A 16,888-nucleotide genomic window follows, 5' to 3' on the forward strand; every position below is an offset into this window, starting at 1 on the left:
ACATTTTTTTACACTTTTGACGAGAAATAGAGCACTTAAACAGACATGGCTGACAAGTATCAAACAAGGGCAATTGTTCTGGAAAAGCCAGAAAGCGTCATTCTTGCTGATCTGGAACTAACACCCATGACCCCGATCGATATCTTGGTTGATATGGAGTGGAGTGGCATTAGTACTGGCACAGAAAAATTATTGTGGACCGGCAAAATGCCCAACTTTCCTGGCATGGGCTATCCACTTGTTCCTGGTTACGAATCTGTAGGCAGAGTAGTGAAAGTCGGTTCAGACTCCACACTCAAAGTAGGTCAAAGAGTATTTGTTCCCGGAGCGAAATGCTACGGTGAGATTAAAGGTTTGTTTGGTGGTGCAGCCTCACGAGTGATTGTGGATAGTAATCGCGTGGTTGCTATTCAAGATCATTTGGGTGAAGAAGCCATTCTCTTTGCTTTAGCTGCAACTGGATATCACGTCACCTCTGGTCCTGGACAGGAACAACCCGACTTAATTATTGGACATGGCGTATTAGGTCGCTTGATTGCACGTATCGCTGTTGCCAAAGGTAAGCGCCCCGTAGTTTGGGAGACCAATGCAGGCCGCCGAGAGGGTGCGGTAGGTTATGACGCCATAGATCCTAAAGATGATCAGATTAAGAAGTACAAAACGATTGTGGACGTGAGTGGCGATGCCAAATTAGTAGATACATTGATCAGCTGCCTTAGTCCTGGCGGCGAAATTGTTTTGGCAGGTTTTTATGACACGATTTCTTTTTCATTCCCACAAGCATTTATGCGGGAAGCACGTATTCGTATCGCAGCACAGTGGGCACCTGGAGATTTAGTGGCAATTAAAGATTTGGTGGAGTCGGGTAAGTTAAGTTTAGATGGCTTGATTACGCATCGCTCTTCACCTAATGATGCAAATGAGGCCTATCACACGGCTTTCAACAATATCGATTGTTTAAAAATGGTTCTAGATTGGAGAAATCTACAATGAGTTCATCAAGCATCCCAGCAACAGCAACAATTCAGTTCATGGACCTCAAAAAAGAAGCTGCTATCGAACCTGATCCAGTCTCTACAGGTCCAGTGACCAAAGAAACCCAAATCATTGCTATTTATGGCAAGGGCGGAATTGGTAAGAGCTTTACGCTTGCCAATCTGTCGTACATGATGGCTCAACAAGGTAAGAAAGTATTGTTGATCGGTTGCGATCCTAAAAGCGATACCACTTCACTCCTGTTTGGTGGCAAGGCTTGCCCAACCATTATTGAAACTTCATCGAAGAAAAAATTAGCTGGTGAATCCGTATCCATTGGCGACGTTTGCTTTATTCGTGATGGCGTATTTGCGATGGAGCTCGGCGGCCCAGAAGTGGGAAGAGGTTGTGGTGGTCGCGGCATTATTCACGGCTTTGAAACTTTAGAAAAACTGGGCTTCCATGATTGGGGCTTTGACTATGTTCTCCTCGATTTCTTGGGTGACGTAGTTTGCGGTGGCTTTGGTTTGCCAATCGCACGTGATATGTGCCAAAAGGTCATCGTAGTTGCCAGTAATGATTTGCAATCTCTTTACGTTGCGAACAACGTTTGCTCAGCCGTAGAGTACTTCCGTAAATTAGGCGGCAACGTGGGTGTAGCCGGTATGGTGATTAATAAAGATGACCTCACTGGTGAAGCACAGGCTTTTGCTGAAAAGGCCGGCATTCCAGTATTGGCTGCCATTCCTGCGAACGAAGATATCCGTCGCAAGAGTGCTAGCTATGAAATTATTGGTCAGCCTGGCACGCAGTGGGCCCCACTATTCGAAGAGCTTGCTACCAATGTTTCAGAAGCTCCCCCAGTGCGCCCTAAACCATTAAGTCAAGACGAGTTGTTGGGCTTGTTCTCTTCAGAAGTCACTGGTCGCGATATTGTTTTGAAGCCAGCGACTGTGAAAGACATGATGGGCAAAGACGAAGTCATTAAGAAAACACTTGAAGTTATTTACGACCAAGCCTAAAGAGATAGAGAGCAATCTGCTGCTATGAATAAAACGATCATTCCGATTACCCCAGAGGAAAAGTTAAAGACTGATCCGACTTTAGGTGATGGTCTGGGCTGTCATTCTGGTGAAGCAGAGATGCTTGCTGCTGCTAAGGCAGCAGGTAAGTCTGAGACTTTGCAGCAATATGCAAAAGACTATCCTAAAGGCCCGCATGATCAACCTCAAAGTATGTGCCCTGCATTTGGAGCATTGCGGGTAGGCTTGCGGATGCGCAGAACTGCCACCATTCTTTCTGGTTCTGCATGCTGCGTATATGGCTTAACTTTTACATCCCATTTCTATGGCGCCCGTCGCAGCGTGGGTTATGTACCATTTAATTCTGAGACATTAGTAACTGGTAAGTTGTTTGAAGACATTCGTGATGCGGTTTATCAAGAAGCAGATCCAGAAAAATACGACGCGATTGTCATTATTAATTTATGCGTACCAACCGCCAGCGGTGTACCGCTACAGTTATTGCCAAAAGAAATCAATGGTGTGCGCATCATCGGCATTGATGTGCCAGGATTTGGTGTGCCAACCCATGCTGAAGCAAAAGATGTGCTCGCTGGTGCCATGCTGAACTACGCACGTAATGAAGCGATGTCTGGCCCAGTGCAAGCGCCACGTACTGGCCGCTCAAGCAAGCCAACCATTACTTTATTAGGCGAAATTTTCCCAGCAGATCCAGTCGGTATTGGCATGATGATTGAGCCGATGGGCTTGGCAGTAGGCGCTTCAGTACCAACGCGTGAGTGGCGTGAAATGTATCAAGCACTCGATTGCGTAACCGTTGCCGCATTACATCCTTTCTACACTTCTTGTATTCGGGAATTTGAAGCAGCAGGGCGCTCTATTGTTGGCTCAGCACCGGTAGGGTATGAAGGTACGGCCCGTTGGTTAGAGGCCATTGGTAAATCAACCAATACGCCACAAGACTTAATTGCCGCTGCGCAAAACCGTATTCTTCCAGCGATTAAGGGTGTACTTGCTGCTGCTCCAATTAAAGGGCGCATTACCTTAAGCGGCTATGAAGGTTCAGAGTTGATTGTGGCGCGCTTACTGATTGAGAGTGGTGCTGATGTGCGTTATGTTGGCTCTGCCTGCCCACGCACTCCTTGGAGTGATGAAGATCGTGAATGGTTAGAAGCAAAAGGCGTTCATGTTCAATTCCGCGCTTCCTTAGAGCAAGATTTAGCAGCGATGAAAGAGTTCAAGCCGGACTTAGCGATTGGAACCACTCCAGTAGTGCAAGCCGCTAAACAAGCTTCAATCCCATCGCTGTACTTTACCAATCTGATTTCAGCAAGACCATTGATGGGACCTGCAGGTGCGGGTTCATTAGCACAAGTGATTAATGCGGCGATTGGTAATCAAGCCCGCTTTGATGAGATGAAAGCATTCTTTGGTGATGTGGGATCTGGTTATAAATCTGGCGTTTGGGAAGATATTCCACAAGATCATCCAGATTTCAAAGCTGAAGTACGTCGCAAGTTAGAGAAAAAATTGAAGAAGCGTAAAGCTGAGGAGATGATGTAATGTTCGTCATTGATCACGATCGCGCTGGTGGCTATTGGGGAGCAGTATATGTATTTACTGCTATCAAAGGCTTACAAGTAGTCATTGACGGTCCCGTAGGTTGCGAAAACCTACCTGTGACTTCAGTACTGCATTACACCGATGCTTTGCCACCACACGAGTTACCGATTGTGGTGACTGGTTTAGAGGAAGAGCAGTTGGGTCGCGAAGGTACCGAGGGCGCTATGAAGCGTGCCCACGCAACCTTAGATCCTGATCTACCGGCAGTAGTGGTGACAGGCTCCATTGCAGAGATGATTGGTGGCGGCGTTACTCCAGAGGGTATGAATATTGCCCGCTTCTTGCCAAGAACTATTGATGAAGATCAATGGCAGTGTGCTAACCGCGCGATGTATTGGTTGTGGACTGAATACGGTACTCGTAAGATTCCAGAACGCAAACCGAGAGCAGAAGGTGAGAAGCCACGCGTCAATATTATTGGCCCATGCTATGGCACCTTTAATATGCCTAGCGACCTTGCAGAGATACGCCGCTTAGCGGAAGGTATTGGCGCTGAAATTAATATGGTTTTCCCACTAGGATCTCATTTAGCTGAGGTGGAGAATCTAGTTAACGCTGATGTGAATATCTGTATGTACCGTGAATTTGGTCGCATGCTATGCGAAGCCTTAGAGCGCCCTTATTTACAAGCACCTCTCGGTTTACATAGCACTACCCAATTCTTGCGTAAGCTTGGCGAGTTGCTCGGTTTAGATCCAGAGCCATTCATTGAGCGTGAGAAACATACCACCATTAAACCAATCTGGGACTTATGGCGTTCAGTGACCCAAGATTTTTTCAGCACTGCAAGTTATGCAGTCGTTGCAAATGAAACCTACACCCGAGGCATTCGCCATTTTTTATCTGATGAGATGGGTTTGCCTTGTAGCTTTGCTGTTCCCAGAAAACCTGGTGAAAAAACCAATAATCAAGATGTGCGCAAGCTTACTAAAGAGAAGCCACCGCTGGTGATGTTTGGTAGCTACAACGAGAGAATGTATTTGGCTGAGACCGGTAGCAAGGCATCGTATATTCCATCATCATTCCCTGGCGCGATTATTCGTCGTCATACCGGCACACCATTTATGGGTTATGCCGGCGCAACCTACATCATTCAAGAATTTTGTAATGGTTTATTCGATGCACTCTTTTATATCCTGCCGCTGGGCACTGATATGGATAAGGTTGATGCTTCGCTCACTCGTACTTATCGCTCTAATTCTTTGCCTTGGGATCAAGACGCGCAGAAATTAGTAGCTGACTACATTAAAACCAGACCAGTCCTGATTCAGATTTCTGCTGCTAAAGAAATGCGTGACCGTGTTGAGCAAGATGCAGAAAAAGCGGGTGAAGAAAGAGTTACGGCAGGAAGAGTGAAGTCTTCCTGTAAAGAAATCATTGAGGAGGTAGAAGCTTAATGACCTCATTGAAAAAACTTCAGTACAACAAGTCAGCCGATTTGTTGGAAACAGAATGTGGCATGCCGTACGCTACAGCCCATGTCGCGCGGGTAAAGCGCGATAACGGCCGCAAGGCTATTTTTGAAGGAGGTAATTGGTTATGAGCGACCACAGAACAGGTTCAATATCTGGCCTTACTGATGACGAAGCCAAGGAGTTTCACCAGCTGTACATCCAGGGCTTAGTTGGTTTTAGTTCAATTGCTGTAGTAGCCCATATTTTGGTTTGGGCTTGGCGTCCTTGGTTCCATTGAAACTGGACTAAATCTTAGGGGAATGAAATGAAAATTAGTCACGTTATGAGCAAAGAAAAAAATATGATCAGAGAGGATTCAATTACTTTCAATCTTATTTTTATTTTGTGTTTTTTAGTGTGCTTTGCTATTTCTTTATTTACCCAGATTTTGCCAAATAAGTGGAGTTCTTGGCTTCCAGGAGCTGAAGAAAAATCGCTTATCGATGGTACGAAGTCGGCAGTCTATGGCTTTATGTCTTACTTAAATTAGGAGAAGATTATGTGGAGAATTTGGAAACTGTATGATCCGTTGCGATCAATGGTTGTTCAAGGTATTTTTCTGTTTGGTCTTGCAGCAATGATTCACTTGATTTTGCTGAGCAGTGTTCGTTTTAACTGGTTGGATGGTTTGAGCCAAGCCCAGTTCAAGGCGATGGAAGCAAAAACAGGTTCTGCAATGCCACCATCAGTTCCAGCAGCAAAGTAATTTGTATAAAAAAATGGTGAATAGGGTTAGGTTAAATCGCTTTTTAGCTCAACCCTATTTATCCATTCATTGGAGAATATAAAAAATGGCCATGCTAAGTTTTGAGAGAAAGTACCGAGTTCGTGGTGGTACCTTAGTTGGTGGGGACTTATTCGATTTTTGGGTAGGGCCGTTTTATGTTGGATTTTTTGGTATTACGACTGTCTTCTTTGCCTTCCTAGGCACCGCACTCATTTTATGGGGCGCTTCACAGGGTCCAACCTGGAACCCTTGGCAGATTAATATTGCGCCTCCAGATCTGAGTTATGGATTGGGCTTTGCTCCCTTGTTAAAAGGAGGCCTGTGGCAGCTGATTACAGTATGTGCCTTAGGCGCATTCTTCTCGTGGGCTTTACGTGAAATAGAGATTTGCCGAAAACTCGGCATGGGCCTTCACGTTCCTTTTGCCTACTTAATGGCGGTGTTCGCTTATTTCACTTTGGTGGTGATTAGGCCGGTACTCATGGGTGCATGGCATCACGGTTTCCCATATGGCATCTTGAGTCACCTCGATTGGGTATCCAATACGGGCTATCAGTACTTACATTTTCATTACAACCCAGCGCATATGATCGCTGTGACCTTATTCTTTACTACCACTTTCGCTTTGGTATTACACGGCGGCTTAGTCTTATCGTCTACCAATCCGCAAAAAGGGCAGTTTGTTAAAACACCTGAGCATGAAGATACTTTCTTTAGAGATGCGATTGGTTATTCGATCGGAACTTTAGGAATTCATCGTCTCGGATTATTTTTAGCTTTAGCAGCAGTTTTCTGGAGCGCCGTGTGCATTGTGATTAGCGGCCCATTCTGGACTCGTGGTTGGCCAGAATGGTGGGGCTGGTGGTTGAACCTGCCGATCTGGCGATAAGAGGGGAATATAAAAATTATGGAATATCAAAACCTTTTTACTCAAGTTCAAGTCGTTGCGCCACCGCATCATGGGGTGTCTATAGATCCCCGTGATGAACGAGAGCGTTTTGGAGAGCCTAAGCTTTATCACTTATTTGGTAGGCTTGGTAATGCTCAGCTTGGTCCCATTTATCTGGGCGGCTTAGGTATTGCCTCATTATTTTTTGGCATTATTGGATTTCAGATTATTGGTTGGAATATGTTGGCCTCGGTCAATTGGGATCCAATTCAATTTGTGCGCCAATTATTTTGGTTATCACTAGACCCACCTCTACCTAAACATGGCCTGTCTTTATTCATGCCCTTAAATGAGGGCGGCTGGTGGATGATGGCAGGCTTCTTTCTTACCGTAGCGATTTTGTTATGGTGGGGAAGGATGTACCGACGTGCTATCGCTTTGGGTATGGGCACTCATATTGCCTGGGGTTTCTTAGCAGCCATTTGGTTATATCTGGTGCTGGGATTCATTCGCCCCATCATGATGGGTAGCTGGAGCGAAGCAGTGCCATTTGGCATCTTCTCGCACCTAGATTGGACTGCTGCTTTTTCACTACGTTATGGAAATTTATTCTACAACCCATTCCACATGCTCTCGATTGTTTTCCTCTATGGCTCAGCACTTTTATTTGCCATGCATGGTGCCACTATTTTGGCAGTGAGCCGCTTTGGTGGTGAACGCGAGATCGAGCAAATTGTCGATCGTGGTACAGCTTCAGAGAGAGCAGCTTTGTTCTGGAGATGGACCATGGGCTTTAATGCCACGATGGAATCGATTCACCGTTGGGCTTGGTGGTTTGCAGTACTAACACCTTTAGTTGGTGGTATCGGTATTTTGCTTACTGGCACCGTAGTGGATAACTGGTATTTATGGGCAGTGAAACATAATGTGGCACCTTCTTACCCCTATGTTTTTGGTACCCCAATTCCTGATCCTGCTACTTCTGGATTTGTACCGCCCGCTGCACCTACCTACATAGGAGTTAAGCCATGAAGCAATTAAGAAAATTTCTGATATTGCCGGCTTTATTGCTCAGTGTGCTGGTTTTGTCGGGTTGCGAGAGACCTCCCATTGAAGCTGTCCAGCATGGTTACCGTGGAACTGCCATGGATATCATTTACAACCCACGTACCTTGGCCGAGCAAGCTGAGAAGAATGCGGTACCGGCTTCATATGGAGCAGCTCCAGCAGATGGTCCTAAGGCTGGCGCTGTTTATAAGAATGTCAAAGTTCTCAATAACTTAAGCGTTGCTCAATTTACTTCATTCATGGTTTCTATGACCAGTTGGGTTGCGCCAGAGCAGGGTTGTAGTTATTGTCATAACGCTGCGAACTTTGCCGATGATTCGCTTTATACCAAGCAAGTTGCACGGAATATGATTTTGATGACGCAGCGGGTGAATACTCAATGGCAAGATCACGTTGCGCAGACTGGTGTGACTTGCTATACCTGTCACCGCGGCAACAACATTCCGCAAAATGTGTGGTTCAAGGAGCCTAAACAACAAACAGGCAACGGACTATTGGGCAATAAAGATGGGCAAAATACACCAGTTGCTGCCTCTGGGTATTCATCCTTGCCAAATGATTATTTCTCTAGCTATCTCAGCAAATCGAGCAATATCCGAGTGGCGGGAAATACTGCATTGCCGACGGGTAATAAACATAGCATCAATGAAACTGAAGCGACTTATGGTTTGATGATGCACTTCTCAAAATCACTGGGAGTGAATTGCACCTACTGTCACAACAGCAGAAACTTCTCATCCTGGGAAGAGAGCCCTCCACAAAGAGCCAAAGCCTGGTATGCCATACGGATGGCGCAAGATATCAATAACAATTACATGGATCCGATTAAGGGCTTGTTTCCGCCACATCGCTTAGGCCCAACGGGCGATGTTGCCAAAGCCAATTGTGCTACTTGCCATCAAGGTGCTTACAAGCCGCTTTATGGGGTATCGATGTTATCTGATTATCCTTTCTTAACTGGTCCAGCTAAGCCGCCACTGAAGGGTCAAGATTCTGCACCACCAGCAAAATCGGTGGCAATGAAGTAGTCTATAGTTTGTGATAACCAATAGCGTCATAGGAATAATATGACGCTATTTTTTTGTAGAAAAGTTGGTTTGAGGAAATGTTAAAGAAAGCTGACTTTAAGGAAGACGAAGCATCCACTGCTATTGTGATTGGGAGTGGATTTGGCGGATTAGCAGCAGCTATTCGTTTGTCTTGCAAGGGCTATAAGGTCATTGTTCTAGAAAAGCTAGATGCTCCAGGGGGTAGAGCATATGTCCATCGTCGCGATGGCTATACCTTTGATGCAGGCCCCACCATCATTACTGCACCATTCCTGCTCGAAGAATTATGGGAGCTGTGTGGCAAGAAGATGTCAGATGATGTTGATCTGCGCTTAATGGATCCTTTTTATCGCATCCGTTTTGATGATGGAACCCATTTTGACTATACCGGTGACCCCGCCAGAATGCGCGCTGAAGTGGCGAAGTTTGCACCAGAGGATTTACCAGGTTACGAGCGATTTTTAGCGGAAGCAGAAAAATGCTACAAACTTGGATTTCAGGAGTTAAGTTCTACGGCATTTGATTCCATTGGGGATTTAATCCGCGCCATTCCATCGATGATTAAGATGCGGGCTTGGGAGAGTATCTATAAATTAGTGGCACGTCACTTAAAGAACGACAAAATACGTCAGGTGATGAGTTTTCATCCGCTGCTCATTGGTGGTAATCCTTTTTCGGTAACAGCAGTCTATGCACTGATCAATTCCTTAGAGCGTCGCCATGGTGTGCACTCTGCAATGGGCGGTACAGGATCTTTAATCAAGGGCTTAGCAGGTCTACTAGCAGGTAGAGGAGTGCAAATTCGCTTGAACTCTGAGGTCAAACGGATTGAAGTAGTCAATGGCAAAGCTCAGGGTGTCACCTTAGCCAATGGTGAATTTATTCCTGCAGATATTGTCGTATCGAATGCCGATGCGGCATGGACTTATCAAAAGCTCATCGCTCCAGAGCATCGCAAAGTTTGGACCGACGCTAAAGTTAATAGCAGCAAGTACTCCATGAGTCTCTTCGTTTGGTACTTTGGTACAGATAAACAATATCCAGATGTTCCTCACCATATGATCTTGTTGGGCAAGCGTTACAAAGAACTGCTTACAGATATTTTTAAGAAACATGTACTAGCAGATGACTTTAGTCTGTATTTGCACAGACCAACGGCTACTGATCCATCTTTAGCGCCTGCTGGAGGCGATGCATTTTATGTATTAGCTCCAGTGCCGAATTTAGCAAGTGGCACAGACTGGGCCAAAGAGGCTGAGCCTTATCGTCAAATGATTGCAAAGTACTTAGATGAGAGTGTTTTGCCTGGATTTGAAAAGCACATTAAAACGTCCTTTCTCATGACCCCTCAAGATTTTCAGGATCGCCTCTTGTCTGTCAAAGGCGCCGCCTTTGGTTTTGAACCACTTCTACTTCAAAGCGCTTGGTTTAGACCGCATAACCGTAGTGAGGATGTTCAAGGTCTGTATATGGTCGGAGCTGGAACTCACCCAGGTGCGGGTATCCCCGGTGTTTTATCTTCAGCAAAAGCATTAATGTCTGTAGTAGCTGAACCTAAAAAAGTCGTGGCATGAGTCAAAATATTAAAGATCTTCAAGAGTGCGTTGCAACCATGCGGGATGGATCAAAGTCCTTCTTCGCCGCCTCCAGAATTTTGCCGCAGAGGGTGAGGGATCCTGCAACTGCTCTCTATGCCTTTTGTCGGATTACTGATGATGTGGCTGATGCAGTTGACGCAGAACCCGATGCGATACCCAAATTGCGTGAACGGCTTGATCGCATCTACCAAGGCAAACCAGATGATATTGCTGCTGATCGCGCTTTATCGATTGTGGTTAAAGAATTTGATTTACCGATCAGCTTACCGCTCGCACTCATTGAGGGTTATGAGTGGGATACCCAGTTTAAAACGTACGACACCCTAGAAGATCTACTGGATTACTGCGCGCGTGTTGCAGGCACGGTAGGTGCAATGATGTGTGTGATTATGGATCGTCGAGAGCCTGAGACTTTGGCAAGAGCATGCGAACTGGGCCTTGCCATGCAACTCACGAATATTGCGCGTGATGTGGGTGAGGATGCTGCAAATGGCAGGATTTATTTACCGCTTAACTGGCTCAGAGAGGCTGGACTTGATCCGCAAGTCTGGTTACAAAAACCAGAATTTAATGATCAAATTGCTAGCGTGATTGCACGCCTCCTAAAACATGCGGATGTTTTATATTCTCGTGCAGAGAATGGGATTTCTGATTTGCCCTGGGATTGTCGTCCAGCGATTCAGGCGGCCAGGCTCATTTATGCCGAGATTGGTCGCCAAGTAGAAAAGCTTAATCTAGATTCTGTCTCAACTAGGGCATACGTTCCCTCGAAGAGAAAAGTGGTTCTTTTGGCTGAAGCCTTTACTGCAATCTCTAAAATATTTTCTAAACAACTGAAAGTGGATGCGGATAAAGCCATTCAGTACTTAGTGGATGCGGTGATTGAAGTGCCACATGAAAAGCGCTTTGATGGAACGGCCCATGACCGTTTGCTATGGTTCGTTGATCTCATGGAGAGACAAGAACGTCGTCGTAATCCTCGCAAGAGTGGCAGGTCCCTACAGTAAGTTACAGACTAACTACCAAGTAATACGCGGCATTCTCCAGGGCAGCATCAATTGGGTTGCTGTTGTGGTGAGCTTGGGAACATTCAAGGTTTCATGAAACGAGATTACTTTCTCGCCTAATAGTTCAGAATTCAAAACAGAGCGCGTATAAAAGGGTGTATTTTCTAACATCTGAATCACTTCTAAGCCCTCAGAGCTTTGATTACGCATATGCCCTTGAATACCCCAAATGGTTTTTGGTAAGGCTTGTCTTGGAGGAGCTTCAAAATGATCAATCGTGCCATTAGGATTAAAGGTGAGTGCTAAGATTTTTTCTTGAGCGTTCTTTTCTCGCACATCATAAATGACTGAAGTTCTACCGCCACTCATCTCCGCTCTAGACCAATCCCATTCATGAAAAGATTTACTGATCGGCTCATCACCTTCATTGGAATCTAAATAGGCGTTACCCTCCCATTTCAAGTCGGGAGAATTTAAGTGCACCTTTACTCGTGCGGAAGGGGAAAGGGGCCCCCAACGGTGTTTACCTGCCGCATCTAAGGGTGTACTGAAGTTAAAGAGGGTATTGGGATAGAGCTCAACAGTGCCTGAAACTTTTTGCCCAAAGGGTACTGCACGCTCTTCAATTTGAACAATCAACTTATTGCCATCCCAGCGAAGATTGCTAGGGCCGATCACAAATTCAGTAGAGCTCCGGGAAACTTGCTTTTCACCACGTTCAGTCATGGCCCAGCGATTTTTACCTTTGCTATATATAGCAACATTGAGTGAGCAATGATTTTCAGGATTAACTAAGGTATCGCCTCTTCTAGCCCAGGCATAGTAGGGTGAAAAAACACTACCAACAAATGCGATTAAGACAATGCCATGTTGACCATCATCACTTAGAGCATCGATGTACCACCAGAGATAAGCGTTCTTCCCGACAGCTTGGTCAAACCGAGGTGTCCCATCAGGGTTGCGGCCGCCATGCGCCCCGATAGGGCTGCCATTGGAACTCCCGGTCCCGGATGCACGCTGCCCCCCGCTAGTAGTAGTCCCGGTATCGGGCTTTGTGCTGAAGCTCGCCCAAAAGTTTCCATCCATCCATGATTGGCTTGGCCATAGAGGGCTCCGCCCGTCGCCGGAAAGAGCTGGTTGAAAATAGCGGGTGTCGTACGGTGACATATTGCGCTGTCCAAATCGATGTTCAAACCACATTGTTGCAGAAGACCAAAGGTTTCGTGTTCGCATTGTTCGATTTCCTGGGCATGAAATTCAGATTGATCACCTTTAGCTGGGGCATTTACAAGGCAGAGTAGTCTTTGTAAATCGGGCTTAGCTTGGTAGCTATCCCCTTGATCTTGGGCGCAGACATAGACGGTGGGTTTATGGGGAAGGCGGCCCCTATTAAAGATGTCGTCAAACTCAGCTTGATAGTCTTGATTAAAGAAAACATTGTGCCTCACCAAAGGGAAGCCATCTGCCTTGGCATTCATTGACCAAGTCATTGCAGAAAGCGATCTCTTGGCAGGTGAGGGCGGAGTCATCTTTTGGTTAAATGCTTTTATTCCTTCTGCATTGAGTAGGCCATTATGGAGTGCAGCGAGATCACCATTGAAAACAACGTGATCTGAATAGAGCAGGGCTCCATCTGTTAATCGAATGCCGCTGACCTTGCCATGTTTGAGCAGAATTTCTTCGCAAGCCTTCCCAGTCATCAATTGCACACCTTGATCTTGTGCTAACTTGCGAATGGCCGCAACGAGGCTATACATGCCACCTTCGATCGCCCATACTCCTTGGGTTTCAACATCGGCAATGAGCATAAGAGTGGCAGGTGCTTGATAAGGTGAGGAGCCGCAGTAAGTAGCATAACGACCAAATAATTGATGCAATCGAGGATCGTGGAAGTAATTGCCTAAGGATTTCCAGAGGGTGCTAAATAAACCAATGTCATATAAGACTTTGGAGCCAGCAATTCCTAAGTCAGCAATCATGCCGCTAAAGTTTGGTTTGGCTGAAAGCATATAAGGCTTTTCAAGCGCCTTGTATAGATCACGGCATTGAGCAGAAAATTGTAGAAACCGTTTTGCTTCTGCAGGAGAAGAAAACTCTGCAATCGCTTGAGCTGACTGCTCTGTATCTGAAAATAAATCCAATCTTTCATCTTGACTCCAAGCGTGTCTTGCGAGGATGTTGAGTTTTTCTAGCTTTAATTCTGATTCTAAAGAGCTGCCTGCTTTTTCAAAGAGAGCATCAAATACCCAGCGCATCGTAAAGACTGTAGGGCCAGAATCAACGGGCGCCGGCGCTAGAGGATTATCAGAGCAATTGATTTGTCGAATCTTGCCGCCAACTTGAATTTCTTTTTCGACCAGAATAACTTCAACTCCAGAAGAGGCAAGATCGAGTGCGCATGTAAGTCCAGCAATGCCGCCACCAATAATAATGACGGGAGCTTTAGCCAAGAGTGCGGCCTTTCCAGCTGCCTTGCGCATCAAAGGGCAGGTAGCGAGAGAACATGGATTCAGAAAAATAATGACCGCTTAAGGAGGCGCTAATAGCACGCTGATGGGCGCCTTGCCTTGCATATTGATCCATTGCTGCCTGAGATTCCCAGATCGTGAAGGTAGCCTGACGAAAAAAAGGTGCCTCACCAACACCAGCAGCAATAATGCAGCCCGATGATTGTTGGAGAGATACTTCTGCAGCCGGTTGCTTACGCCAAAAGGGCAGGCAATAGAGAGGTTTAATGGATGCTCGTGTAATGGAAACGATTGGGCCTGATTGTGGAGTCTGCGCTGTAATTTGCGGAACAAATCCTGACCACTGACCCTTTAGCGAATACGCTTTCAGTTTTACAGAAAAGAAATCTTTTGCATGCTCTTTGTACCATCGCATGAGCTTGGAAGATTGGCAAAATGCATCGAGACTAGCGCTATCTTGAAAAACACAGAAAAGGGCTTGATGGGTTCCGCTTGGGTGAATGGAGAAGCCCCCATTTCTTCCTGATCCCATATGTTTGTAAAACTCCAGACCTGGAGTAGACCAAAGCCATAGTCTTGCAAACATGAGTCTTAAAATACCGCTGATTTTTGCTGATGACTGGATATCGACAAGAACCATCAATGCAACTTGACTACTCATTGCTGACTTTCTAATCAATATCCTTTTGGGGGTCTACTAGACCATACTTTCTGAGTTTGATGTATAGACTTTGTCTAGATAGCCCTAAGATTTCCGAGGCAGAAACACGATTATCTTGAGTCAGGTCTAGTGCGGCTTTGATACAGAGCTGCTCAATTAAGTCAGTTGTTTCAGCGAGGATATCTTTCAAAGGGACTTTTCCGACTAGCATTGACAACTCTTGAGAGCTACGCACAAGTTTTTTGTCGATGCGTGTGCCTTTGTTCTCCCTTGAATCTACTTGGCGAAAGATCATGCCAATGCAGGGACGAGGTTGCGCTACGGATACTGCAGAAATATCGACCAACTTAATACTGCTAGTGGCGTTAGTGATCGAAGAAACGCAAGATTGTGAGCTGGCCTTGCCTTTTAAGGATTGCATCATTTGATCAAAATCTGCGCTCTCTGGTCCTAAATAATTTCTGATATTGGTGCCAATGAGGTCTTGTTCGCTCCTAGTGGCACTTAATTTATTGAAGGCTTTATTCGCCTTCAGAATCAGACCCTCTGGGGTGCAAACGACAAAACCATAGGCGTTATTTTCAATAGCCTTAACTGTTAATGAGTCAGCATCTAACAGGCTAGATGCTCTCGCTAAATCCAGCGGCTTCAGATTTAGCAGTAAGTAGGGAACCCCACTGTTGATAAAGGAAGTTGCGCTGATTTGAGTTACTTCGCTATTGCTCAATAATGTTATGAGGATGCTAGGCTCATCTGTATCTTGTACACCTTTCAGAAAACTCACAGCCTTACTTAGCTCACTAGCAGGGAAGAGGGATAGAAGCGAATTTCCAATGAAATTATTTTTAGCAAGAAGCAGTTGTTTAATAGCATTTCTGTTCATCTCGACTATCGGGTATGCATCATCTGCTTTAACGATGACGATAGATTCGGTGCCAATTTCAAAGATAGATCGAAACCGTTCTTCTAGCTGACTTATTTGTAAATAATTTTGACTAATCTCTTTTTGGGCCGACACTAAATTTTGCTGCAAGCGAGAGACCTCTGTGATGTCTCTGCCAATCACAATAATCTTTTGATTCGATGATGTTTTGATGGAAGCGCACATCATTGGCAATGCAATATTTCTCTCATTGCCAATCATATTAATTTGCCTAAACTTAGAGATGGTGTCTGAGCTAGCATCGTCTAGCAAGCTTTGCACTTTTTTTCTACTATCAGGCTCTACTACTTCTGACCATTTTTTCCCAATCAGATCTTCTGAAATTTGTTTGGCTAAATTTTTATTATCAGAGTAGATGCTTTTTATCGATCCTAAATCATCCAAAACAAAAGAGATATCTGCCGATGCTCGCGCTATCTGGCTGAGTTCTTTTCCGCTTAATTCTGCGAAGAGTTTGTCTGGATGATGTGAGATGGACATATTAATTTAAGGCGGATTTTTGTGCTATTAGGTCTGCAACTTTTTTAATGGCATCTTCGGCTGTGAGCTCGCAAACATCTGCGGAACACTCATGAATGAGTTCCGGTTTGAAATCGAATAACGGGCCACCAGCCATTGTCAGGATTCCCTTGTTTTTTGAGACCTTTTTTACTTCATTGAGCAATGTTTCCATGGTACCCCATTGATCCTCGCAGGAGATAGAAATTGCTAATAAATCATATGCTTGTGAGTGAATGCGATCCTTGAGATTGTAGCTGGTCGTTTCAATTTCGACCGTCGTATTCCAGCCGTTCAATTTGAAAAATTCACTCATGATCAGGATGCCTAGGGTGTGTTGTGATCCTGGTGCATTGATCAGTAGCGCATTTCCCTGGAATTCAGAGAGTTTGCCTTGGCTCATAAAGGCAGGGCTTAGCTGATGGATCAGATTCTGGGCTCGACCTAGGGCTAAAGTCACTTCTGTAAAGCTATTTTCATCCGTTTCCCAGAGCTGTTGCAAGCGCCTAGTCGATGCTGGAATTAGATTCATATAGAGCGATATCAGACTATGCCCCGATTTTTGCATTCGATCGATAAAAGTGAAGCAGTCTGCTATAGGGCCATCGAGCAAAGTCTGGCAAAAATCGACAATTTCAGTCTGTTTTACCTCGATGTTGTTATTTTGGGCGTCAGCTACGTGATTGGCCGATTCCAGCTTATGCCCCATCAGTAAGCGGGGGATGATTTCTGACTCTATTGTTTTATTGAGCCATTGCATCATTTCAGCATTATCTAATTCGCCTAAACTGGATTGGAATGTTTTTTTCAGCGAGTCCGACAAAGCCAATCTCCTAGTGATGCATTAATCGAGACAAATTAGGGGCGCTTAACTTAATGCGGTTATCAAAATGCTGCACCGCAAAA

General features: G+C 45.3%; 18 protein-coding genes. 13 read left to right on the forward strand and 5 right to left on the reverse strand.

Translation table 11 applies throughout. The features are described from left to right. Positions 1–45 precede the first annotated feature (45 nt). The 13 genes from bchC (at position 46) to ICN31_RS02180 (ending at position 11,412) form a co-directional block, all read left to right on the forward strand. On the forward strand, positions 46–993 hold the full coding sequence (gene bchC / locus ICN31_RS02120; protein ID WP_216258137.1) for a chlorophyll synthesis pathway protein BchC: 948 nt from the start codon (positions 46–48) through the stop codon (positions 991–993). Continuing rightward, positions 990–1,997, forward strand: a complete 1,008-nt coding sequence (locus ICN31_RS02125) for a chlorophyllide a reductase iron protein subunit X (RefSeq protein WP_088524707.1) — start codon at positions 990–992, stop codon at positions 1,995–1,997. Before bchC ends, ICN31_RS02125 begins: the two co-directional genes overlap by 4 nt. A gap of 24 nt (positions 1,998–2,021) precedes the next feature. Beyond that, entirely contained in the window at positions 2,022–3,560 is a 1,539-nt protein-coding gene (bchY, locus tag ICN31_RS02130) for a chlorophyllide a reductase subunit Y (RefSeq protein ID WP_255530879.1), read from the forward strand. Continuing rightward, positions 3,560–5,017: a chlorophyllide a reductase subunit Z gene (bchZ, locus tag ICN31_RS02135; RefSeq protein ID WP_216258140.1), complete on the forward strand. Its 1,458-nt coding sequence runs from the start codon at positions 3,560–3,562 to the stop codon at positions 5,015–5,017. The genes bchY and bchZ overlap by 1 nt, the downstream gene beginning before the upstream one ends. Beyond that, positions 5,017–5,163, forward strand: coding sequence for a hypothetical protein (locus ICN31_RS02140; RefSeq protein ID WP_216258141.1), 147 nt, complete (start codon positions 5,017–5,019; stop codon positions 5,161–5,163). Before bchZ ends, ICN31_RS02140 begins: the two co-directional genes overlap by 1 nt. Further along, positions 5,160–5,312 carry a light-harvesting antenna LH1, beta subunit gene (gene pufB / locus ICN31_RS02145; protein WP_216258143.1) on the forward strand — a complete coding sequence of 51 codons (153 nt, stop codon included), beginning with the start codon at positions 5,160–5,162 and terminating at the stop codon, positions 5,310–5,312. The genes ICN31_RS02140 and pufB overlap by 4 nt, the downstream gene beginning before the upstream one ends. Before the next feature lie 27 nt (positions 5,313–5,339). Then, a complete protein-coding gene (locus ICN31_RS02150) occupies positions 5,340–5,564 on the forward strand; it encodes a hypothetical protein (RefSeq protein ID WP_216258145.1) in 225 nt (74 codons plus the stop codon). 9 nt (positions 5,565–5,573) lie between these two features. Next, positions 5,574–5,780, forward strand: a complete 207-nt coding sequence (gene pufA / locus ICN31_RS02155) for a light-harvesting antenna LH1, alpha subunit (RefSeq protein WP_088524712.1) — start codon at positions 5,574–5,576, stop codon at positions 5,778–5,780. 91 nt (positions 5,781–5,871) lie between these two features. Further along, positions 5,872–6,690, forward strand: a complete 819-nt coding sequence (pufL, locus tag ICN31_RS02160) for a photosynthetic reaction center subunit L (protein ID WP_255530880.1) — start codon at positions 5,872–5,874, stop codon at positions 6,688–6,690. Between the two features lie 18 nt (positions 6,691–6,708). After that, complete coding sequence (gene pufM, locus ICN31_RS02165) at positions 6,709–7,722, forward strand: photosynthetic reaction center subunit M (RefSeq protein WP_216861385.1); 1,014 nt, start codon at positions 6,709–6,711, stop codon at positions 7,720–7,722. After that, positions 7,719–8,786 (forward strand): photosynthetic reaction center cytochrome PufC, encoded by a 1,068-nt coding sequence (pufC, locus tag ICN31_RS02170; protein ID WP_216258148.1) that lies wholly within the window; start codon positions 7,719–7,721, stop codon positions 8,784–8,786. The genes pufM and pufC overlap by 4 nt, the downstream gene beginning before the upstream one ends. 77 nt (positions 8,787–8,863) lie before the next feature. After that, positions 8,864–10,381 carry a phytoene desaturase gene (locus ICN31_RS02175; protein ID WP_216258150.1) on the forward strand — a complete coding sequence of 506 codons (1,518 nt, stop codon included), beginning with the start codon at positions 8,864–8,866 and terminating at the stop codon, positions 10,379–10,381. Continuing rightward, positions 10,378–11,412, forward strand: a complete 1,035-nt coding sequence (locus tag ICN31_RS02180; RefSeq protein WP_216258153.1) for a phytoene/squalene synthase family protein — start codon at positions 10,378–10,380, stop codon at positions 11,410–11,412. Before ICN31_RS02175 ends, ICN31_RS02180 begins: the two co-directional genes overlap by 4 nt. A 12-nt stretch (positions 11,413–11,424) precedes the next feature. On the opposite strand, the gene ICN31_RS02185 is transcribed toward ICN31_RS02180, so the two are convergent. The 5 genes from ICN31_RS02185 to ICN31_RS02205 all read right to left on the reverse strand — a co-directional run bounded on the left by ICN31_RS02185 (position 11,425) and on the right by ICN31_RS02205 (position 16,811). After that, positions 11,425–12,138 (reverse strand): carotenoid 1,2-hydratase, encoded by a 714-nt coding sequence (locus tag ICN31_RS02185; RefSeq protein ID WP_216861386.1) that lies wholly within the window; start codon positions 12,136–12,138, stop codon positions 11,425–11,427. Positions 12,139–12,296: 158 nt separating this feature from the next. Further along, positions 12,297–13,862, reverse strand: a complete 1,566-nt coding sequence (gene crtD, locus ICN31_RS02190; RefSeq protein WP_255530881.1) for a 1-hydroxycarotenoid 3,4-desaturase CrtD — start codon at positions 13,860–13,862, stop codon at positions 12,297–12,299. Further along, on the reverse strand, positions 13,855–14,541 hold the full coding sequence (locus ICN31_RS02195; RefSeq protein WP_216258158.1) for a spheroidene monooxygenase: 687 nt from the start codon (positions 14,539–14,541) through the stop codon (positions 13,855–13,857). Before ICN31_RS02195 ends, crtD begins: the two co-directional genes overlap by 8 nt. Before the next feature lie 10 nt (positions 14,542–14,551). Further along, positions 14,552–15,964 (reverse strand): transcriptional regulator PpsR, encoded by a 1,413-nt coding sequence (gene ppsR / locus ICN31_RS02200; protein WP_216258160.1) that lies wholly within the window; start codon positions 15,962–15,964, stop codon positions 14,552–14,554. Position 15,965: 1 nt separating this feature from the next. Next, a complete protein-coding gene (locus ICN31_RS02205; RefSeq protein ID WP_216258161.1) occupies positions 15,966–16,811 on the reverse strand; it encodes a B12-binding domain-containing protein in 846 nt (281 codons plus the stop codon). Between the last annotated feature and the right edge of the window lie 77 nt (positions 16,812–16,888).

The organism is Polynucleobacter sp. UB-Piko-W3 (assembly GCF_018881635.1).
Classification (GTDB): Bacteria; Pseudomonadota; Gammaproteobacteria; order Burkholderiales; family Burkholderiaceae; genus Polynucleobacter.